We start from the raw sequence: 18,203 nt of genomic DNA on the forward strand, positions 1-18,203 counted from the left end.
GGTAATACTGGAACAGTCCTTGAGCCGGCGTGACCCAGCCAAAACTTGACGTGCTTGGCGGCACTGTCTTTCCGACGATCTGTCCGCCGGCTCAAGGTCCGTTTAAAGGGGTGTCGAGCCAGGCGGACATGACCTCATAGGAGCCTGATACGACCAGTCCCATTACCGTTTTGTCTGCCCACCTGGCCCGCGCCCGATCAATCAGCATGGATCTCGACTGAGGGGCAATTTCCATCTTGGCAACCGAAACAACGAATGTCATCGCGGGTATCGACACCCACTCCGACACACACCACGTGGCCGTCATCAATGAACATGGCAAACCGCTCGCGGACAGGGAATTCCTGGCCGTGGGATCCGGATACCGGAAAATTCTGGACTTCATCAGCTCCTACGGAACCGTCATGGCCGTCGGGGTCGAAGGAACCGGATCTTACGGTGCCGAGCTCGCCAGAACCCTCCGGGGTGAAGGGATGAACGTGCTGGAGGTTAACCGCCCAAACCGGGCCGCGCGGCGACTCAAGGGAAAGTCCGACCCGCTGGATGCCTACCAGGCCGCCAAGTCGGTACTCGAGGGACGGACGACGGCGATTCCTAAGGCCAAGGACGGTCCCGTTGAATGCCTGCGGATCCTACGTTCCGGGCGCGCATCAGCAGTCAAGGCCCGCACAGCAGCCATCAACCAGATTAAGGCCCTCCTCGTTTCGGCCCCGGACAAAGTCCGGGCCAAATACCGGGCGCTACCCACCGCCGCTTTGATCGCCGCTTTGCAGCGAACCAGGCCTTCTGGACACACGGCCGACCCCGAGTACGTGACCCTTTTGACGCTCAAGGCGTTGGCAGCCCGGTGCCACGCGCTAGGAATAGAAATCGCGTCTGCTGACTCAGCACTCAAGGAAATCCTCGATAGCTATGCTCCGATGCTCTGCGACCTTCCAGGTGTCGGAACCGAAGTAGCCAGCCAACTCCTGGTCACCGTCGGCGACAACCCGGACCGCCTGGAGAACGAAGCCCAGTTCGCTTCGCTGGTCGGGGTCGCCCCGGTACCAGCCTCATCCGGCAAGACAACCCGCCACCGGCTCAGTAGAGGCGGCGACCGCAACGCCAACCACGCCCTCTATCAGGTCGTCCTGGTCCGCATGGCCTCATGCCAACGGACAAAGAACTACGTGGCCAAACGCACCGCGGAGGGCAAGAGCAAACGGGAAATCATGCGCTGCCTCAAACGCTACGCAGCACGGGAAATCTACCGCCAGATCACCAACCCCCAAGCAGCCCCCGACAACTCGGATCTGCGCCAGAGGCGCACGGCACTCGGCTGTACCATCACAACCGCAGCCCGTGAACTTGGCCACTGGCCCTCCATCATTTCCCGCTTGGAACGAGGCCTCATCCGTAATGACCTCCTCGCCTCTACCTACCGTCAATGGCTGATCGACCGAACTGGCACTAGCGAAAGTCTGCAAAAAGGCGCACTTCTCACCCATGGCTGCCTTCAGCGAAATACCAGGTTCTGACAGTGCAGACCCCTCCTTTTGCTATTCAAAAAAATACTTCTCCCAGAGAGAAACCTTTCCGGCAGGTCCCGGACAATACAGGGTATGGGGAACTTTAACCACGACGAACATCAGCTGTGGAAGAGCAGTGTCAGCGGCGACGGAGCGGCCTTCACTTCGCTGTTTGACCGTCACCGAGATCGTGTCTTTCGCCATGCGTATCGTCTTGCGGGACATCGCCAGAACGCTGAGGACATTACCGCCACGGCATTCCTAGAGTTGTGGCGACTGCGGCACCGGGTGCGCCTCGTTGATGGTTCAGTTCTTCCTTGGTTATTGGTTGCGACGACGAACCTGACGCGTAATAGCAATCGTGCGATTCGCAGGCACCAGAGGCTGATCCAGTCCCTCCCCCGAATGAGTGACGCACCTGATGCGAGTGAGGAGTTTCTCGTCTATAGCCCCCAGGACACTCTTGACAAGGAACTCGCCGATGCACTGTGTTCGCTCAATCGTCAAGACCAGCTACTAATATCCCTGGTGGTCTTCGAGGAGTACCCAATAGCCACTGCCGCGGAGGTCTTAGAAATAACTCCTTCCGCTGCCAAGAGCCGCATGCACAGAGCCCGTCAGCGCATGAAACTAGCCATCGCCCACACTCAAGTTCCAGCACTGGAAGGAAAGACCCAATGAGTGGCCTCAAATTCGACGAACGCTTCAGCAAAGCACTCAAGGAAGAACTCGCAACACGGGTCGAACAAACCGCCCGCTCGAAGAACCGGCGCCGCGCCCTGCTCTGGGGCACGGGCACGGTCACGGGAGTTGTGGGTCTCGCTGGTATTGGTGCTGCGGCTGCCGGCCTATTTGTCTTGCCCGGCGGAGAAAAAGTCACTCCTCTGGGGGCGGCAGTTGAGGCCACCTACAAAGGCAGCGCCACTATGGATTTGGGGGCTCCGCCTGAGGGAACTACCGCCGTCCAGCTGCAACTAACCTGCCTCACTCCTGGCAGCTTCATCTATCCCGATGGGGCCACTTCATCTTGTACCACCGCAGACCTCGGCGGTGCGCTTAGCGACTCGATCTACAGCGTGCCGTACACTCCTGGCTTGGACCATATAAGCATCACTACTGAACCGGAAACTCAGTGGAAGATCACCGCCAAGTACGTGAACGAAGAAATTCTTCCGTGGGAACGCAACGCTAAAGGTGAAACCTACGGCGTTATCAATGATTTTGGTGAGCCTGACCTCATTGCGGTTGCCGCGACATCAGGACAATCAGGCTACGTATACAAAAAAGATCTGAACGAAGCGAACGGGAACGTCGAGGGAAAGAAGTTCAGCAGCCCCGAGGAAGCCATGGCGTGGATCGATGAGCATCGCGGCAAGCCGATCCCCGTCTACGACAAAGAAGGTGAAACAGTCGTGGGAGAATTCATAAGCGGTCGTTAAATAAATCATCTTTACAAAGCGCTTGCCCTCCGTTGACTCTAGATGTAGCTTCTAACCATCACATTCGTGGGTTAAATCGGCCGGGGGGAAGATTTTGAATACTTCTGCACGAAGACTAACTATTTCTACGTTCACAGCGTTCGTCGTAGGCTTTATGGGGTTTATTGGTGCAAACGCTGCAAACGCCGGGTACAGCGGATACGGCTACTACGGTCCCGTCTACGGCTACAACTACGGCAACTATTCAGGAGTTTTCGCGACTGATCGGACGTATGCGGTTGGAGGGATCTTCAAGAACGGGTCGGGCACAGTTCCGGTTGGCTACATGCAGGTCAATGCAAGGCTCTTTTTGGCAACTGGGGAGCTATGCAAGGAGTCCGGCTTCTACTATAACGACGTGGCATCCAGCGGGCTTTCAGTTCCAACGCAAGGAAGCGGCTGCGCATTGCCCAGCTACTACTACGGATATGCAGTCACAGCCTCGTACAACGGCGGCGGCTACAGCTACTATTACGCTCCACGTACCGAAAATATCCCGGGGGTATGACCATGAAATTCAAGATCTCACGCTTTATGTTCGCCCTTGGAATCATCGCTTCTCTTTCACTCGGGGCTACCGCAGCCGTGGCGGTGCAGGGTGCGTCGTCCAATCTGAACTCAGCGCCAGCACCGGAGTACGAGCGCAACGAATCTGGACTGACATTCGGTTCGGCCGCGGAGGCCATCTCCAGGGAAACAGAGCCAGACCTAATTTCAGCCGTTGGCGATGACGGGACAAAAGGCTACGTATTCGCTAAGGATCTTCACTATCAGCCGGAGTTTAAGAATCCAAGTGAAGTAATCGCATGGCAGAAAGCACACGCCGGCAGGTCATGGACCATTGACCTATTTGCCGTAGATGGAAAACAAAAGATAGGTGTATTTACCCTATCCGTACCCACCGACGAGCAAATCAAGGGTGCGGAAAAGAAGGGAAGATAAGATATTCACGAAAGAGTACTGCGAAGCGCATAATGGGCTCGCAGTACTCTTTCTGTTGCTCGTTTGGTTCTTAGTCAGCAGTCTTTGATCAGGACAGCGGTACTGGCGGACCTAGTTTTAGGCCGCCGGCAGGAAGACATAGTCGGCACCGAGGGCCAATCCAACTAAACGAGTCCAAGCAAGGTAGGGACCGAAGCCTGCAGGCTTCGGTCCCTACCTCGTCCCTCGGGTGTCCTACTTCCCTTGACCTAATGGTGCGCCACGCCACTAGCTCAGATTTGACGTCTATAGGAGCATCTATGGGTGTTGCAACGACCGCTAAAACTCAAGAAGGGGACGGGCGCCGTCGTTGTTCTGCTGGCTTAGTCCTGGTCGGCTGGAGGCGGTCCGGGTTCCGGAAGGCGCAGCTCCCGGGGCTTGGCCTCCGCCATCCGCTGCGCTGTCCAGTACTCGAGGATCTCCTGGTGCGTCTGGTCCAGGTCCGCGTGGCTGACGAAATCGGGGCCGGGAACGTCCTTAGGACGTTGAGGCACTGGCGTAAGTCTTCTGGATGACGGCTCCCCAGTAGGGGCCGTACATCACGGCTGAGCGGCTGTAGCCGTAGCTGTTGACGGAGTTCTGGACGCCGGAAGACGAGGTGCCGATGAACCACGGGCCGCCGGAGGAACCGCCGGTCATGTCGCAAGGGATGCCCTGGGTTCCAAACTGCGGGTTGAAGGGGTCCTTGCTGGCTGTGCCGGTGCAGCTCTTGAGCGTCTCGCCGTTAAAGGGCGCTGCCGCAGGGTAGCCGAAGGACTTGTAAGTGAGGCCGTACGCTTGGTTGAAGGCAACGCCGGACCCGCCCACCACTGCAGTGAGGGTCTGGCCGTTCAACGGGTTCATGACGGCGAAGCCGGTGTCGTAGGCCATGTCACCGTTCTTGCTCCACGCGGTGGGGGAGTAGAGGGCCTTGGCCGTCCACTTGCCGTAGGGGGCAGCGCCGTTCTGGTAGGCCGGGACGAAGACGAAGTTGGTGGCGTTCGCGCCGGGACCCTCGTTCACGCAATGGCCTGCCGTGGAGACGGTGCTCTTGTTGGGCGAGGACACGGCGTTGCCGGAGCAGACGTAGTTTGCGCCGCCCATGGTGAAGAACACCTTGCCGATGTGGCTCACCGGGGTTTCGCTTTGGGCGATCGTGGCCCTGCCCTTGGTGGCTTTGACCTTGGTGTCGTTGCCCTTTTCCACCGTGGCGTCACTCGAGCGGTTGCCCCGTTCAAGTGCTTTGCCGGCGAGGACGTCGCCAGGAATTGCGCTGCGCATCCGGTCAGCGGTCCAGTAATCGGCCACGCCGGTAGTCTCAAGGATCGCACTGGTCACGGAGGGATTCTTGTCATCCTCGGTCGCAGTGGGTGCAGCGGTGGCCCCGCCGGCGGAGGTAAGTGCCAGAACGGCAGCGGCCGAGAGGCTCAGGATGCCGGAAGCCAGAGACCTGGTGCGTGTCATTGTTGTCCTGTCTGAACGGGGAAATGGCCCCCGGAGGGCCTTGACTGACCTTGCGAATTTATCGTCATATGACAGGTATGTAAATAGGAGTGACGTATCATGTACGGCCGTCGGCGTCAGCCGCGGGATGAAAAGCGCGACGGCGGCCTGCCGCCTGGGTGCGTGCCGCCGTCGGACATTCTCCATCGCTGTAATCCTCCGGGTGCCGGGGGTAACTCTGCGGTCCCGGTAGGGTTCAAATCCGTGTCCTCGGGTAAGTTGTAGGTGGTGAAATAGACCGAATTTTTCACAACCAAGCCGACCCACAGGGAGACGCCCGCGCATGTCCAAGATTATCTACACCCACACCGACGAAGCGCCGATGCTGGCTACCTATTCGTTCCTGCCCATCGTCGAGGCGTTCGCCTCGACAGCAGGTGTGGAGGTGGAGACCCGCGACATTTCGCTCGCCGGCCGCATCATCGCCGTCTTCGGTGACTACCTGACCCCCGAGCAGCAGATCGGTGACGCCCTTGCTGAACTCGGTGAGCTGGCGAAGACGCCGGAAGCCAACATCATCAAGCTGCCCAACATCAGCGCCTCCATCCCGCAGCTCAAGGCAGCCATTGCCGAACTGCAGGGCCAGGGCTACGCCCTCCCGGACTACCCGGACAACCCGTCCTCGGACGAGGAAACGGCCATCCGCTCGCGGTACGACAAGATCAAGGGCTCTGCCGTGAACCCGGTCCTGCGCGAAGGCAACTCGGACCGCCGTGCACCGCTGTCCGTCAAGAACTACGCACGCCAGAACCCGCACTCCATGGGCGCGTGGACCCCGGACTCCAAGACCAACGTGGCCACCATGGGCCAGGACGACTTCCGCTCCAATGAGAAGTCGGTTGTCATCGAATCCGAGGGCACCATCGCCATCCAGCTGGTCCGCGAAGACGGCTCCGTGAAGGTCCTCAAGAAGGCATTCCCGGTCCTGGCCGGCGAGGTCATCGACGGAACCGTGATGCGCGCCGCCGCCCTGGACGAGTTCCTGAAGGCACAGGTTGCACGCGCCAAGGAAGAGGGCGTGCTGTTCTCTGCACACCTCAAGGCCACCATGATGAAGGTCTCGGACCCCATCATCTTCGGCCACGTGGTGAAGGCCTACTTCTCCCAGCTCTTTGAGACCTACGGCAAGCAGCTCGCCGCCGCCGGCATCAGCCCGAATAACGGCCTGGCCGCCATCCTGAGCAGCCTGGAGGACCTGCCGGAGGATGTCCGCGAAGGCGTGCAGAACCTGATCAAGAAGGGCCTCGAAGAAGGTCCCGCCCTGGCCATGGTGGACTCGGACAAGGGCATCACCACCCTGAACGTCCCCAGCGACGTCATCGTGGACGCCTCCATGCCCGCCATGATCCGCAGCTCCGGCCACATGTGGGGCCCGGACGGCAAGGAAGCAGACACCCTGGCCGTGCTGCCGGACAGCTCCTACGCCGGCATCTACCAGGTGGTCATCGACGACTGCCGCGCCAACGGCGCCTACGACCCCACCACCATGGGCACCGTGCCGAACGTGGGCCTCATGGCCCAGGCCGCCGAGGAATACGGCAGCCACGACAAGACCTTCGAAATCCAGGAAGCCGGCACCGTCCAGATCGTTGACGGCTCCGGGAACGTCCTGATCGAGCACCAGGTCTCTGTCGGCGACATCTGGCGCGCCTGCCAAACCAAGGACCTGCCCATCCGCGACTGGGTCAAGCTGGCCGTCACCCGGGCCCGCGCCTCCCAGACTCCGGCCGTGTTCTGGCTGGACGAGGAACGCGCCCACGACGCCAACCTCATCGCCAAGGTCAACGAGTACCTCAAGGAGCACGACACCGAGGGCCTGGACATCCAGATCATGTCCCCGGTCAAGGCCATCGCCTTCACCCTGGAGCGCATCCGCAAGGGCGAGGACACCATTTCCGTTTCGGGCAACGTCCTCCGTGACTACCTCACGGACCTGTTCCCCATCCTTGAACTGGGTACCAGCGCCAAGATGCTCTCCATTGTTCCGCTGATGAACGGCGGCGGCCTGTTCGAAACCGGCGCCGGCGGCTCCGCCCCGAAGCACGTCCAGCAGCTGCTCAAGGAAAACCACCTGCGCTGGGACAGCCTGGGCGAGTTCCTGGCCCTGGCCGTCAGCTTCGAGCACCTGGCCACCACCACGGACAACAAGCGCGCCCAGGTCCTGGCGGACACCCTTGACCGTGCCACCGGCACCTTCCTGCTGGAGAACAAGTCCCCGAGCCGCCGTGCCGGCGAGCTGGACAACCGCGGCAGCCACTACTACCTGGCCCGCTACTGGGCCGAGGAGCTGGCAAAGCAGACGGACGACGCCGACCTGGCCGCCTCCTTCAGCTCCGTCGCCGGAGAGCTTTCCTCCAAGGAGGAAACGATCGTTGGCGAACTGGCCGAGGTGCAGGGCTCGCCGGTGGACATCGGCGGCTACTACCACCCGGACGACGCCAAGGCCTCGGCCGTGATGCGTCCGTCCGCCACGCTGAACAAGGTCCTGGCTACCCTGAGCTAGGACCTGCACTACGCGACGCAAAAGAGGCGGCGCCCCGGAGTTGAACTGTTCAACGTCCGGGGCGCCGCCTCTTTTCGTCACCTGTTCAGGAACGGGCAGGCGCCCTCTCTGCCGCCTCCGGACCGCCGTCGTCCGCAACGACAAAGGCCGCCGGACTCTCCCTGCCGGCGTGAAGCGTCACCCCGATCCCTGCCGCGACCACCAGCACGATGCCCAGGACGGCGGCCACGCCGGGCAGCTGCCCCAGGACCAGGAATCCAATCACGACGGCGATGGCAGGCTCCAGGCTCATCAGTGTTCCGAATGCGGAGGCCTTCAAGCGGCGCAGCGCGAGCAGTTCGAGGCTGAAGGGGATCACGGGCATCAGCAGCGCAAGGCCAGCGCCCACCAGGAGCAACTGCCAGTCGAGGTGTGCCACTGCTGCCGGCCCTACAAACAGGGTGGTCGCCATCGCGGCCACCGGCATGGAAACTGCCAGTGCTTGGAGGCCGTTTACTTCGTCGCCCGCGCGCTGGGTCAGGAGGATATAGCCCGCCCAGCAGCCGGCGGCGCCGAGGGCAAAGAGGACGCCGGTGAGGTCGGCTGCGCCGTGCCACGGCTCGGTCAGGGCTGCCACCCCGGCGGCGGCAACAAGTGCCCACCAGCGTCCCGCCCTGCGCCCGCGGATGACCGCCACGGAAAGTGGCCCCAGGAACTCCAGGGCGCTGGCCGTGCCGAGCGGGATCCGGACGGCGGCCGCCATGAACATCAGCGTCATGCCCGCCGTGACCAGGCCGAGCAGCACGCACGTGACCAAACCACGGCGGCTGAACCGGGAGCGCCACGGGCGCGTGAAGGCCACCAGGATCAGTGCCGCCCACGTGAGGCGCAGCCATGCCACGCCGTCGGAGCCGAGGCGATCGGACAGTCCCACGGAGGCGGCCAGGCCCAACTGGACACAGCACATGGCGGCTCCGGCCATGGCGGTTCCGGATCGTGCGCCGCTGAGGTGTTGTTGTGGAAATGGCATGGGGCCAGTAGACCCCACCGCAACCGTCTACGTCCACGTGATAATTCTTCACATATTGTCCGCAAATTATGGACAATAGCTGTATGGAAACGCGACGCTTGGAAGTCCTGCTTGAGCTGGCCCGGCAGGGCTCCATGCGAAACGTTGCAGATTCACTGGGCACCACGACGTCGACCGTCTCCCAGCAGATCGCCGCGCTCGCGCGGGAAACCGGCGCCGCGCTGCTGGAACCTGACGGCCGGCGCGTGCGGCTGACCCCCGCCGGGCGGCGCCTCGCCGATCACGCGGTGACCATCCTGGCCGCGGTGGATGCTGCCACTGCGGAGCTGGACCCGGGTGCTGAGCCTGCGGGAACAGTCAGGGTTGCCGGCTTCGTGACGGCTGTACGCAAGATCCTGATGCCCATCGTCGAGGAGCTTGCCGTCAGCCACCCCGGCATCAAGCTGGAAGTCCGGGAGCACGAGCCTGCAGAAGCCCTCGCTTTGCTTGCCGATGATTCCGTGGACCTGGCCCTGACCTACGACTACAACCTGGCCCCGGACAGCACCGGCGTCGCCTTCGATTCCGTCCACTTGTGGAGCACCCCCTGGAGCCTTGGCGTTCCCGAGGTGGCCGCACCTGTTGCCGGGAGCGCACCCGAAGTCCTCGCGTCCTTCCGGGACCGCGACTGGATCGGGAACTCACGGAACAGGGCGGACGAGGATGTCCTCAGGCTGCTCGCATCGATGGGGGACTTCGAGCCGCGGGTGAGGCACCAAGCGGACAGCCTTGAACTGGTGGAGGACCTCATCCTGGCCGGGATGGGCGTGGGCCTGCTGCCTGCCGACCGGGAACCGCGGGCCGGCGTCGCCCTTGTTCCGTTGAACACCCCCGACGTCCGGCTGCGTGCCTATGCGCGTACGCGGCGCGGCAACAGCACCTGGCCCGCCCTCGCCGCGGTCCTGGGCCAGATCACAGGGAAGGCCGCGGCGCTGCCGGATACCGCTCCCGCCCGCGGGAAGGCCTGAGCACCGCAGCCTCGTGACGGCGCTAAAGGTACTCGCGTCAGTTTCCCTTGCCTTTGCCCGCGTTGTCCCTCTTGCTGTTACTGCCTTCAGGGGCGGGCGCAGGAGCCGGTGCGGGAGTTTCGACGGCCGGGGCGCTGGCCTGGGCAGCCGCTGATTCCTTGGCGATCCGTTCCTCTTCGGCGGCCTTGTCCGCGGCAGCCTTCTGAGCCGCGATGGCCTCATTAAGGTCCGCGCGAACTGCCGTGGCGATCGTGGTGATGCTGCGGCGCCGCTCTTCCGAGATCCTGCCGTCGGCTTGCGCCGCCTCCAGCTCAGCCTCCAGCCCTTCGAGTGCCTTCAGTGCGGCAACGGGATTGTTCTGTGACGAAGCCTGGGTTACCTCAAGCACGCGGGCCTGCAGCTGCCGCGCGGCTTCACGGCGGAGTCCCGTATCCGCTGTGCCACAGCCGGTCAGCAGTCCCGCTGCCAGCAGGACGGTCGAAAATCCCAGCACGGCCTGGCGTCCGCGGCTGGAAAGCGACCTCACGGCTCCACGCTCTTCTGGAGTTCCTCCAGATGCTCACCGAGGACCCCGGTCACCGTGGGATAGGGCACGACGTCGGGCGTGGACTGGGCAGACAAGGTCATCATCACTGCCGCTACGGCGGCCACAACCACTACAAGGGCAAGGATGGCGGCCAGCCAGAACCGTTTGGTCCTGGGCTTAATGCCTTTCGCGCGGTCGCGGTTAAGGGCGTCCGCTGGGCGGGCCGGTCCTTGATCCCCGGCAGCGGCAGCACCGGGTTCGGCGGCCTCCCGGATCTCCTCCACCGATTCCTCCGCAGTGATGGAGGGAGGGCGGAACGGCATGGCCGGCAGTACCCGAGTCGTTTCGGGCGCAAGTTCCCCGGGCGTTGACGCGGGCGACACCAGAGCCTGGCGCAAGGCAGTCTCGATGTCGGCGGCCGCCGGCCGTTCAAGCGGCTCGATGGCGGTCATGGAGCGGATGAGGTTGGCCCATTCTGACGGCAGGTCCTCGGGAATTTCAGGTGCGCGGTGCAGCCGCGCCACCGCCGATTCCACCGCGCTGCCCGGGTACTCCACGGTGCCCTTGATGCATTCGAGCAGCACAAGGCCCAGCGAATAAATGTCCGTGGACGGAGCGAGGGGCTGGCCCAATGCCTGCTCGGGACTGAGGTAGGCGGCAGTGCCAACCATGGTCCCGGTGGCGGTCAGCCGGGTTGAATCAACAATCCGTGCGATGCCGAAGTCTGTGAGCTTTGGCCGCAGGGGTTCACCGGGGCGTATCTGGACCAGCAGGATGTTGCCGGGCTTGATGTCCCGATGGATGATGCCGAGTCCGTGAACGTAGGCCAAGGCGTCGGCGATACCCGCGCCGATGACGGCCAACTCCTCAAGGGGAACCGTGCTGTGCCGGATCCGGCTCCTGAGGTCCTGGCCCTCCACGAGTTCCATGGTCAGGAACGGGCGGGGTTCGTCCGGTATCCGGGTATCGATCCCGGCGTCGAAAAGTGTCACCAGTCCCGGGTGGTTCAGGGTGGCAAGAAGCTGGATTTCTGCTTCCTGGCGTTTCAGTTCGTCGGCATCCGGTGCCTGCGGTGCGAAAAGCTTAAGTGCTACGTCCCGGCCCAGATTTTCGTCCCGGGCACAGTAGACCGACGACATACCGCCGCGGCCAATAACCTCACCCAACCGATAACGTCCGCCGAGCACTTCATTCTTGATGGAGCTAGGCGATTCCGCCACCATGACCCGTTCCTCCCGGTGCGCTGCGGCACTGTCGTACCTCAAATTATACGGGCGGGTTGGTGGAACCGGGGATCGATGATGCTTTGACAGCCGGGCACACCGACGGTCCGGCTGCGAAAGAGAAGCCTTTCACTGCCGGACCACCGGCCACAAGGACATGTGTGCTGAAGACATGTTGTGTAAGGTCTTGCGTTCGTTCTTGGGGTACCTCCTTTCCTTCAGCCTGCTTGCTGCTGCCGCTTCAGGCGCGTGGTGCAGGCACTGTCAGAGGCTTCGGTATCAGGACACTTTCCGCTTACGGAACATCAGGAGTCCTGCCACCAGAAGCAACAGGGCGAGGGGGACCAGTGACGCGTCCACGCCCGTTTTGGCCAGGGCGGGGGCGCCGCCCTGGGCTGGGGTGCTGCGGGTGCTGGCGCTGCCCGCGGCGGTGTCGACGGCGATTGTGCCGCCAACTGCTGTGGAGCCGGCAGCAGGTGCTGCTGAGACTCCGCCGGCGCCTGAGGTGCCGGCATCAGTTCCGTTGGCCGAACCCGTGCCGGAGCCCGTACCCGTGCCAACGCCGGGGGTGCTGGTTCCGGGATCTACGGTGCCGGTGCCTCCGGTACTGCCATCGGTGCCGGGGTCAGCAGTGCCCGGACTGCCAGTTCCGGGGGTGCTGACGCCGCCCAGTCCAAGGTCGATGCCGAGCCCAACCACTGCATCCAGTCCGCTGGTGGTGCCGTTGGTGCCGGTGTCGGTGCCGGTGCCAAGGTCGATGACGGCATCCAGGACGGTGCCGAGGCCAGTGTTTGTGCCCTCAGTGCCGGTGGTTCCGAGCCCGAGGTCGATGACGGCATCCGCAGCGACGGTCAGGTCGGTTGCGGCTGCGTCGTTGCCGTTGGTGGCAGTGGTACCGGTGCCGAGGCCCAGGTCGACGGCGGCTGCCGCGGCGAGGTCGGTGGTGGTGGCGTTGTCGGTGCCCGTGGCGGTTCCGAGGCCGAGGGTTGCGTCGGCGGCTACAACCGCGTCGGCAGTGGTGGTGTCGGTGCCGGTGGTTCCGAGGCCCAGGTCGACGGCGGCTGCCGCGGCCAGGTCGGTGCCCGTGGCGGTTCCGAGGCCGAGGGTTGCGTCGGCGACTACAACCGCGTCGGCGGTGGTGGTGCCGGTGCCGGTGGTTCCGAGGCCCAGGTCGACGGCGGCTGCCGCGGCGAGGTCGGTGGTGGTGGCATTGTCGGTGCCCGTGGCGGTTCCGAGGCCGAGGGTTGCGTCGGCGGCTACAACCGCGTCGGCAGTAGTGGTGTCGGTGCCGGTGGTTCCGAGGCCTAGGTCGACGGCGGCTGCCGCGGCGAGGTCGGCGGTGGCGCCGTTGTCGGTGCCCGTGACGGTTCCGACGTTGACCGCTGCGTCCACAGTGGCGGCGGCGGCCGTCGAGTCGGACGGCGTTGAGCCACCCAGCAGGCCCAACGACGTCGAGTCAGCGGCCGCCGCCGAGATGAGGGCAGATGCGGAAAGATCCGATCCGCTGGTGGTGTCCGCGGCGTTCGCCGCGGTGCAGCCGAGGGCCAAAAGCCCGCCGGCAAAGAGGGTGCCAAGCAGCCCCCTGCGAAGGTTCGCACTCATGGTGTTGTCTCCTGAAGAAAGTTGAGGTGTCGGGGTGCTTTGGTCAGCAACCCGCTATAGCCGCGTTCTGCCGCAAAAGGGCAGACGGGTCTCAACTAGTCAGGACGGGAACCGGGGTCGAATGACACCGGTGCAGGGGCGTGCTCAGTGATATCCCCGGCGCTGACAGCGCCGGGCGATGCAGGGTCAAAATTGAAGGCGCTTAGCCAGGCCGCTGCGCCAGACGAGCCCGCCGAGGGCGCGCTGCTCCCCGTGCCCGAAGCGGGTACGGCAGGAGCCAGGGCGGGGGCTGGCGAGGGGCCCGCCGTCGGCTGCTCCCGCGCCGTGTCTGGCCCGGCAATATACGCCCATGAAGCCGCAGAAGCCTCCGGCAGGGCGGCATCGCCAGGCTCGGCGCCCGAAGCCGCCGCAACAAGCGGAACAGCTGAAGTATTCGCCGTGGGGATGGCTTCGCCGGGTGCGGCGTCCGAACCTGCCGGAACACTTGCGGTGGCTGGACCATCCAGTTCCCCACCTACCAAGGGCAGGCCGGGAAGGTCAACGTGCAGCGGTGCCGAGCCCGTCACCAGGCCGGAAACAGGCTGCAGCACAGGTTCAAGCACCGGAAGGGCTTCGGCGACAGGTGGAATTACCGCCTCCGCCACTTCCGCCGTTGCCGCGTCCGCGACGTGCGCAATAGGAATCGAAATGACCGATACCGCCCCGGCCGGGACCACATGGTTCACGACAGGCACCGTCGAGACGATCTGGTCTGCAACCCCTGAGACCTCTCCCACGAGGGGTGTCAGCAGGCCAGGTGAGGAGACCGGTGCAGGCGTGGGCGCCGCGTGTGCCGGAGCCACGGGAACGGGCAGCTTTTCCGTCACCGCTGAAACAGAATTGGTGACGCCCCCCAACAGGGTAGTTGTGTCCGGAAGGGTATCGGCCGAAGCCGTGGAGGTGGAAAACGTCAGCCAGGTCAGCGTGGCGGCTCCGGCAAGGAGCACTGGCCGAAGGGCACGCCACGGCGAGCGATTACCAGCCATGCGTACCACCCCCAGTACTGATGCATTCGACGATGGCTACAGCCTAAGACCGAATGTTGCATGAAGTCTAGGGTCTGCTAAAACAACTCGACAAAGTCAAAAACTTCTGGTCGCAGGTATCACAGCAGGGCAGGGACCGGTCATGGGCTTAACAAGCCGATCACAGGCCGGAGTCCGGCTGTTCAGTGCTGGTCGTTCGGATAGCTGACCCCGAGCTGCGCACGTACGCCGTCAAAGAGCCGCATGGTGTTCAGCGTGTCATCCAGGGGCATGACGGGGCTCTCGGTCAGGCCCTGCTGGATGCAGCGGGTCACTTCCCGCAGTTCATAGGCGTAGCCCCGGCCCACCACGTCAAAAGCCTCGGTCCGGCGTTCGTCCCATCCCGTGGACACCGTCAATTCGCCGGGGTTGTTAATCGAGCCCACGCTCTGGAGGAAGCCCAGGCTGCCGGCCACGGTAGCGGTCCGGGGACCGTGCGCCAGCAGTGAGGACGTCAGCTGCACCTGCGCTCCGTGGTTGTACCCCAAGGTGAGGGCGTTCTGGGAGTCCACGCCGTCGTCGTTAATGAAGCCGGTGGCACTCACTGTCTGCGGAAAACCAAGGGTGCCCAATGCCCACAGCAGCGGATAAACCGTAATGTCCAGCAGCGCACCGCCGCCGTCCTGCCTTGCCCACAGCCGGGAGGTGGGGGAGTAGGGGGCGGGGAAGCCAAGGTCCGCGGTCACCCAGTGGACTTCACCGAGCTCACCGGACGCAGCGATCTCGAAGGCCCGCTGCATGCTCGGCAGGAAGCGGCTCCAGACCGCCTCCATCAGGAAAAGCTTGCGGCTCCGGGCAAGGTCGATGAGTTCAGCTGCCTCGCGGGCGTTGATGGTGAAGGCCTTTTCGCACAGGACGTGCTTGCCGGCGTTGAGCGCCGCAAGCACAATCTCGTAGTGCTGCGCATGCGGCGTCGCCACATAGACAACGTCGACTTCCTCATCCGCGAGCAGCCGCTGGTAGCCGGGCACGCCGCCGTCATCGCCGTAGGCTTTCGTGAAGTCATATGCCACCGCAAAGGCGTCGGCTGTGTCCTGGGCCCGTGAGCTCACGGCATACAGTTCCGCATCCGTGAGCAAAGCCAGGTCCTGGGACACGGAACGGGCAATGCCGCCGGTGGCGATGATTCCCCAGCGGAGGGGAGTTCCGGTGGCGGAACGGGGATCCTGGTCTGGCTGGCTGGACAGCCACGGCTTCGCGATGGGCGCACTCATGGGCCCATCCTCTCATTCCCGGGTTGGCGTGTTCGGCCTTGACCTGCGGAAAGCGACAGGGCGCGGGGGTCTTTGGGCAATAGAAAAGCCCGGTCCCCCTTAGAAAGGGGGCCGGGCGTTTTCCGTGAGAAGGTTGCTTACTTGGTGATCGGTTCCAGCACCGGGTCGCCGACGTACGCGGTCTTCACGTTTGCAGAGGTGACGATGACGGGCTCCAGCAGGTAGGCGGGAACAGTCTTGACGCCGTTGTTGTAGGAGTCCTTGTCGTTGATTTCCAGTTCCTTGCCGGCCTGGAGGTCCTTCACCATGGTGATGGCGTGCTCAACGAGCTTCCGGGTGTCCTTGTTGATGGTGGAGTACTGCTCGCCAGCCATGATGGACTTCACCGACTCAACCTCGGAGTCCTGGCCGGTAACCACGGGGAGCGGCTTGCCGGCGGCCTTGACGGAGGTCAGGACTGCGCGGGCGAGGGTGTCGTTCGGCGACAGGACGCCGTCCAGGGACTCGGTGCCGTAAGAGCCGGTCAGGATCGTATCCATCCGGCGCTGGGCGTTCTCAGCCTTCCAGTCCTGGGTGACAGCCTTCTCAAACGTCGTCTGGCCGGAGAGTACCTTCAGCGTGCCATCGTCGATCTTCGGCTTCAGGACGCTCATTGCGCCGTCGAAGAAGACCTTCGCATTGGCGTCATCGGGGGACCCTGCCAGGAGCTCAACGTTGTACGGGCCACTGGGCTTCTTGGCCTTCATGCCTTCCAGCAGGGCCTTGCCCTGGAGCTCGCCCACCTTGAAGTTGTCGTAGGCCACGTAGTAGTCCACATTCTCGGTGTTCAGCAGCAGGCGGTCGTAGGCGATGATGGTGGCGCCGGCGTCCTTGGCCTGCTGGAGTTGGGTGCCAAGCTGGGAGCCATCAAGGGCACCGACAATGACCACCTTGGCGCCTTTGGCAATCATGGCGCTGATCTGGTTCTGCTGCTCGGCGACACCGTTGTTGGCGAATTGCACCGTGGGCTTGAAACCGGCACTGGTCAGCCCATCGTTGAACAGTTTTTCGGCCAGGACCCAGTTCTCGCTGGTCTTCTTGGGAAGTGCGACGCCGATCGCGGAGTCCTGCGCGAAGCCGCCGGTTCCGCCGGTCGAGCCGCCGCCTGAGGTGGATGGCTCGGAACGTCCGCAGCCCGTCAGCGCCAGTGCTGCGATCGCAGCAACTGCTGCTGCTTTTCCTGCTTTGCCAAACATTCGCATTTCTGTGTCCACTTTCTTTTGGGGTATTGGTTCAGGAAGCTGAAATGCTCAGGCTTCCCTGGAAATGGTTTCTCGGGTGGAGGTGACTTCGTCCGGCTGCAGCGGCGTACCGGTTCCGCTGGACGGCCGGCTGAAGTTCTTCATCATCAAGCCGATGATTGAAGCGCGGCCCTGGGACTTGTTGTACACATCGATGGCCACGGCGACCAGCAGCACCAGGCCCTTGATCATGGATTGCCAGTCGGCGCCAACGCTCAGAAGCTGCAGGCCATTGTTCAGCACGGCCATGACCAGGCCTCCGACGATCGAGCCGATGACGGTGCCGACGCCGCCGGTCACTGCCGCGCCACCGATGAACACCGCCGCGATGGCGTCAAGTTCCCAGCCGGTGCCGTCCGAGGGGCCCGCAGAGGTTGACCGGGCAACGAAGATCATGCCGGCCAGCCCGGCGATGATGGACATGTTCATCATGACCAGGAAATTGATCTTCTTCGACTTCACGCCGGAGAGTTCCGCCGCGTGGCGGTTGCCGCCGACTGCGTAGACGTGCCGGCCAACCACCGTCTTGGAGGAGACGAAGCCGTAGATCAGCACCATGACGGCGAGGATGAGGCCTGGAACCGGGAAGGAGGTCCCGGGGCGGCCGGTGGCGAACAGGTACGTTGCGTAGAGGATGGCGCCGCAGATGAGGACAAGCTTGAGGATGCTGACCCACGCCTCCGGGACCTCCGCGCCGAGTGCTTTGGCGGTACGGCGGCGCCGGACATCACTGATAACCACGAACGCAACAGCGGCAAGGCCCAGGAGCAGCGTGAGGTTGTTGAACCCCGTGTCCGGCCCGACTTCGGGCAGATAGCCGGCGCCGATGTACTGGAACTCCCGGGGAACGGGAATCGAGTTGGACTGGCCAACAAACTGTTGCGCACCGCGGAAGATCAGCATGCCCGCAAGGGTCACGATGAACGCCGGGATGCCTACATAGGCGGTCCACCAGCCGTGCCAGGCGCCGATTGCGGCGCCGAGGCCCAGTCCCAGCAGGATGGCCAGGTACCAGGGGAGGCTCCAGTCGCGCATGGCGATGGCCACCACCATGCCTACGAACGCCGCCACCGATCCCACGGACAGGTCGATGTGGCCGGCGATGATGACGAGCACCATGCCGATGGCCAGGATCAGGATGTAGGAGTTGCCGTTGAAGAGGTTGATGACGTTGCCCGGGGTGAGGGTGATGCCGCCCGTAAGCCACTGGAAGAGAACTATCAGAGCCACTAGGGCAAAGATCATCCCGAACTGGCGGGTGTCGCCACCGAAGAGTTTCTTGAGCGCGTTCATTGTTTTCGGTCCTCGTATCTGGAAGGTTCTGGA

At 63.4% G+C, this 18,203-nt stretch carries 17 protein-coding genes; 7 read left to right on the forward strand and 10 right to left on the reverse strand.

Annotation, left to right across the window (positions count from 1 at the left end):
* Nucleotides 1-236 precede the first annotated feature (236 nt).
* The 5 genes from FHJ30_RS06240 (at nucleotide 237) to FHJ30_RS06260 (ending at nucleotide 3,928) form a co-directional block, all read left to right on the forward strand.
* A complete protein-coding gene (locus FHJ30_RS06240; protein ID WP_240793619.1) occupies nucleotides 237-1,517 on the forward strand; it encodes an IS110 family transposase in 1,281 nt (426 codons plus the stop codon).
* A gap of 84 nt (nucleotides 1,518-1,601) precedes the next feature.
* On the forward strand, nucleotides 1,602-2,189 hold the full coding sequence (locus tag FHJ30_RS06245) for an RNA polymerase sigma factor (protein ID WP_139028446.1): 588 nt from the start codon (nucleotides 1,602-1,604) through the stop codon (nucleotides 2,187-2,189).
* The gene (locus FHJ30_RS06250; protein WP_139028447.1) at nucleotides 2,186-2,947 is read left to right on the forward strand and encodes a hypothetical protein; all 762 of its coding nucleotides are present in this window, start codon (nucleotides 2,186-2,188) and stop codon (nucleotides 2,945-2,947) included. The genes FHJ30_RS06245 and FHJ30_RS06250 overlap by 4 nt, the downstream gene beginning before the upstream one ends.
* 94 nt (nucleotides 2,948-3,041) lie before the next feature.
* Nucleotides 3,042-3,494, forward strand: coding sequence for a hypothetical protein (locus FHJ30_RS06255; RefSeq protein WP_139028448.1), 453 nt, complete (start codon nucleotides 3,042-3,044; stop codon nucleotides 3,492-3,494).
* Nucleotides 3,491-3,928: a peptidase M56 BlaR1 gene (locus tag FHJ30_RS06260; RefSeq protein ID WP_139028449.1), complete on the forward strand. Its 438-nt coding sequence runs from the start codon at nucleotides 3,491-3,493 to the stop codon at nucleotides 3,926-3,928. Before FHJ30_RS06255 ends, FHJ30_RS06260 begins: the two co-directional genes overlap by 4 nt.
* A gap of 362 nt (nucleotides 3,929-4,290) precedes the next feature.
* Here the strand turns inward: FHJ30_RS06260 and FHJ30_RS21325 are convergent, their stop codons facing one another.
* Nucleotides 4,291-4,461 (reverse strand): hypothetical protein, encoded by a 171-nt coding sequence (locus tag FHJ30_RS21325; protein WP_171058946.1) that lies wholly within the window; start codon nucleotides 4,459-4,461, stop codon nucleotides 4,291-4,293.
* On the reverse strand, nucleotides 4,445-5,410 hold the full coding sequence (locus FHJ30_RS06265) for a serine protease (RefSeq protein ID WP_139028450.1): 966 nt from the start codon (nucleotides 5,408-5,410) through the stop codon (nucleotides 4,445-4,447). Before FHJ30_RS06265 ends, FHJ30_RS21325 begins: the two co-directional genes overlap by 17 nt.
* A 322-nt stretch (nucleotides 5,411-5,732) precedes the next feature.
* Between FHJ30_RS06265 and FHJ30_RS06270 the strand changes: the two genes are divergently transcribed.
* Nucleotides 5,733-7,952, forward strand: coding sequence for an NADP-dependent isocitrate dehydrogenase (locus FHJ30_RS06270; protein ID WP_139028451.1), 2,220 nt, complete (start codon nucleotides 5,733-5,735; stop codon nucleotides 7,950-7,952).
* Between the two features lie 85 nt (nucleotides 7,953-8,037).
* Here FHJ30_RS06270 and FHJ30_RS06275 read toward each other — a convergent pair whose 3' ends face one another.
* Nucleotides 8,038-8,961, reverse strand: coding sequence for a DMT family transporter (locus FHJ30_RS06275; protein ID WP_240793620.1), 924 nt, complete (start codon nucleotides 8,959-8,961; stop codon nucleotides 8,038-8,040).
* A gap of 83 nt (nucleotides 8,962-9,044) precedes the next feature.
* On the opposite strand from FHJ30_RS06275, the gene FHJ30_RS06280 reads away from it, so the two are divergent.
* Nucleotides 9,045-9,968, forward strand: a complete 924-nt coding sequence (locus tag FHJ30_RS06280) for a LysR family transcriptional regulator (protein WP_139028452.1) — start codon at nucleotides 9,045-9,047, stop codon at nucleotides 9,966-9,968.
* A 37-nt stretch (nucleotides 9,969-10,005) separates the two neighbouring features.
* Here the strand turns inward: FHJ30_RS06280 and FHJ30_RS06285 are convergent, their stop codons facing one another.
* From FHJ30_RS06285 to mmsB, 7 genes are all read right to left on the reverse strand, one after another.
* Nucleotides 10,006-10,494 (reverse strand): hypothetical protein, encoded by a 489-nt coding sequence (locus FHJ30_RS06285; RefSeq protein WP_139028453.1) that lies wholly within the window; start codon nucleotides 10,492-10,494, stop codon nucleotides 10,006-10,008.
* A complete protein-coding gene (locus FHJ30_RS06290; RefSeq protein ID WP_139028454.1) occupies nucleotides 10,491-11,717 on the reverse strand; it encodes a serine/threonine-protein kinase in 1,227 nt (408 codons plus the stop codon). Before FHJ30_RS06290 ends, FHJ30_RS06285 begins: the two co-directional genes overlap by 4 nt.
* A gap of 279 nt (nucleotides 11,718-11,996) precedes the next feature.
* The gene (locus FHJ30_RS06295; protein ID WP_139028455.1) at nucleotides 11,997-13,319 is read right to left on the reverse strand and encodes a hypothetical protein; all 1,323 of its coding nucleotides are present in this window, start codon (nucleotides 13,317-13,319) and stop codon (nucleotides 11,997-11,999) included.
* A 95-nt stretch (nucleotides 13,320-13,414) separates the two neighbouring features.
* A complete protein-coding gene (locus tag FHJ30_RS06300; protein WP_139028456.1) occupies nucleotides 13,415-14,344 on the reverse strand; it encodes a hypothetical protein in 930 nt (309 codons plus the stop codon).
* A 182-nt stretch (nucleotides 14,345-14,526) separates the two neighbouring features.
* Nucleotides 14,527-15,597: a Gfo/Idh/MocA family protein gene (locus FHJ30_RS06305; protein WP_139028457.1), complete on the reverse strand. Its 1,071-nt coding sequence runs from the start codon at nucleotides 15,595-15,597 to the stop codon at nucleotides 14,527-14,529.
* Nucleotides 15,598-15,734: 137 nt separating this feature from the next.
* Nucleotides 15,735-16,838, reverse strand: a complete 1,104-nt coding sequence (locus tag FHJ30_RS06310) for a sugar-binding protein (protein ID WP_139028458.1) — start codon at nucleotides 16,836-16,838, stop codon at nucleotides 15,735-15,737.
* Between the two features lie 48 nt (nucleotides 16,839-16,886).
* Complete coding sequence (gene mmsB, locus FHJ30_RS06315) at nucleotides 16,887-18,170, reverse strand: multiple monosaccharide ABC transporter permease (RefSeq protein WP_139028459.1); 1,284 nt, start codon at nucleotides 18,168-18,170, stop codon at nucleotides 16,887-16,889.
* Between the last annotated feature and the right edge of the window lie 33 nt (nucleotides 18,171-18,203).

The organism is Arthrobacter sp. BB-1 (assembly GCF_006151685.1).
Lineage (GTDB): Bacteria > Actinomycetota > Actinomycetes > Actinomycetales > Micrococcaceae > Arthrobacter.

What these genes read in the sequence shown, in the direction of transcription:
- FHJ30_RS06295 (WP_139028455.1), bottom strand. Translation starts at nt 13,319, where the DNA reads ATGAGTGCGAACCTTCGCAGGGGGCTGCTTGGCACCCTCTTTGCCGGC.
- mmsB (WP_139028459.1), bottom strand. Translation starts at nt 18,170, where the DNA reads ATGAACGCGCTCAAGAAACTCTTCGGTGGCGACACCCGCCAGTTCGGG.
- FHJ30_RS06305 (WP_139028457.1), bottom strand. Translation starts at nt 15,597, where the DNA reads ATGAGTGCGCCCATCGCGAAGCCGTGGCTGTCCAGCCAGCCAGACCAG.
- FHJ30_RS06290 (WP_139028454.1), bottom strand. Translation starts at nt 11,717, where the DNA reads ATGGTGGCGGAATCGCCTAGCTCCATCAAGAATGAAGTGCTCGGCGGA.
- FHJ30_RS06275 (WP_240793620.1), bottom strand. Translation starts at nt 8,961, where the DNA reads ATGCCATTTCCACAACAACACCTCAGCGGCGCACGATCCGGAACCGCC.
- FHJ30_RS06250 (WP_139028447.1), top strand. Translation starts at nt 2,186, where the DNA reads ATGAGTGGCCTCAAATTCGACGAACGCTTCAGCAAAGCACTCAAGGAA.
- FHJ30_RS06310 (WP_139028458.1), bottom strand. Translation starts at nt 16,838, where the DNA reads ATGCGAATGTTTGGCAAAGCAGGAAAAGCAGCAGCAGTTGCTGCGATC.
- FHJ30_RS06270 (WP_139028451.1), top strand. Translation starts at nt 5,733, where the DNA reads ATGTCCAAGATTATCTACACCCACACCGACGAAGCGCCGATGCTGGCT.
- FHJ30_RS06265 (WP_139028450.1), bottom strand. Translation starts at nt 5,410, where the DNA reads ATGACACGCACCAGGTCTCTGGCTTCCGGCATCCTGAGCCTCTCGGCC.
- FHJ30_RS06245 (WP_139028446.1), top strand. Translation starts at nt 1,602, where the DNA reads ATGGGGAACTTTAACCACGACGAACATCAGCTGTGGAAGAGCAGTGTC.
- FHJ30_RS06280 (WP_139028452.1), top strand. Translation starts at nt 9,045, where the DNA reads ATGGAAACGCGACGCTTGGAAGTCCTGCTTGAGCTGGCCCGGCAGGGC.
- FHJ30_RS06260 (WP_139028449.1), top strand. Translation starts at nt 3,491, where the DNA reads ATGACCATGAAATTCAAGATCTCACGCTTTATGTTCGCCCTTGGAATC.
- FHJ30_RS06300 (WP_139028456.1), bottom strand. Translation starts at nt 14,344, where the DNA reads ATGGCTGGTAATCGCTCGCCGTGGCGTGCCCTTCGGCCAGTGCTCCTT.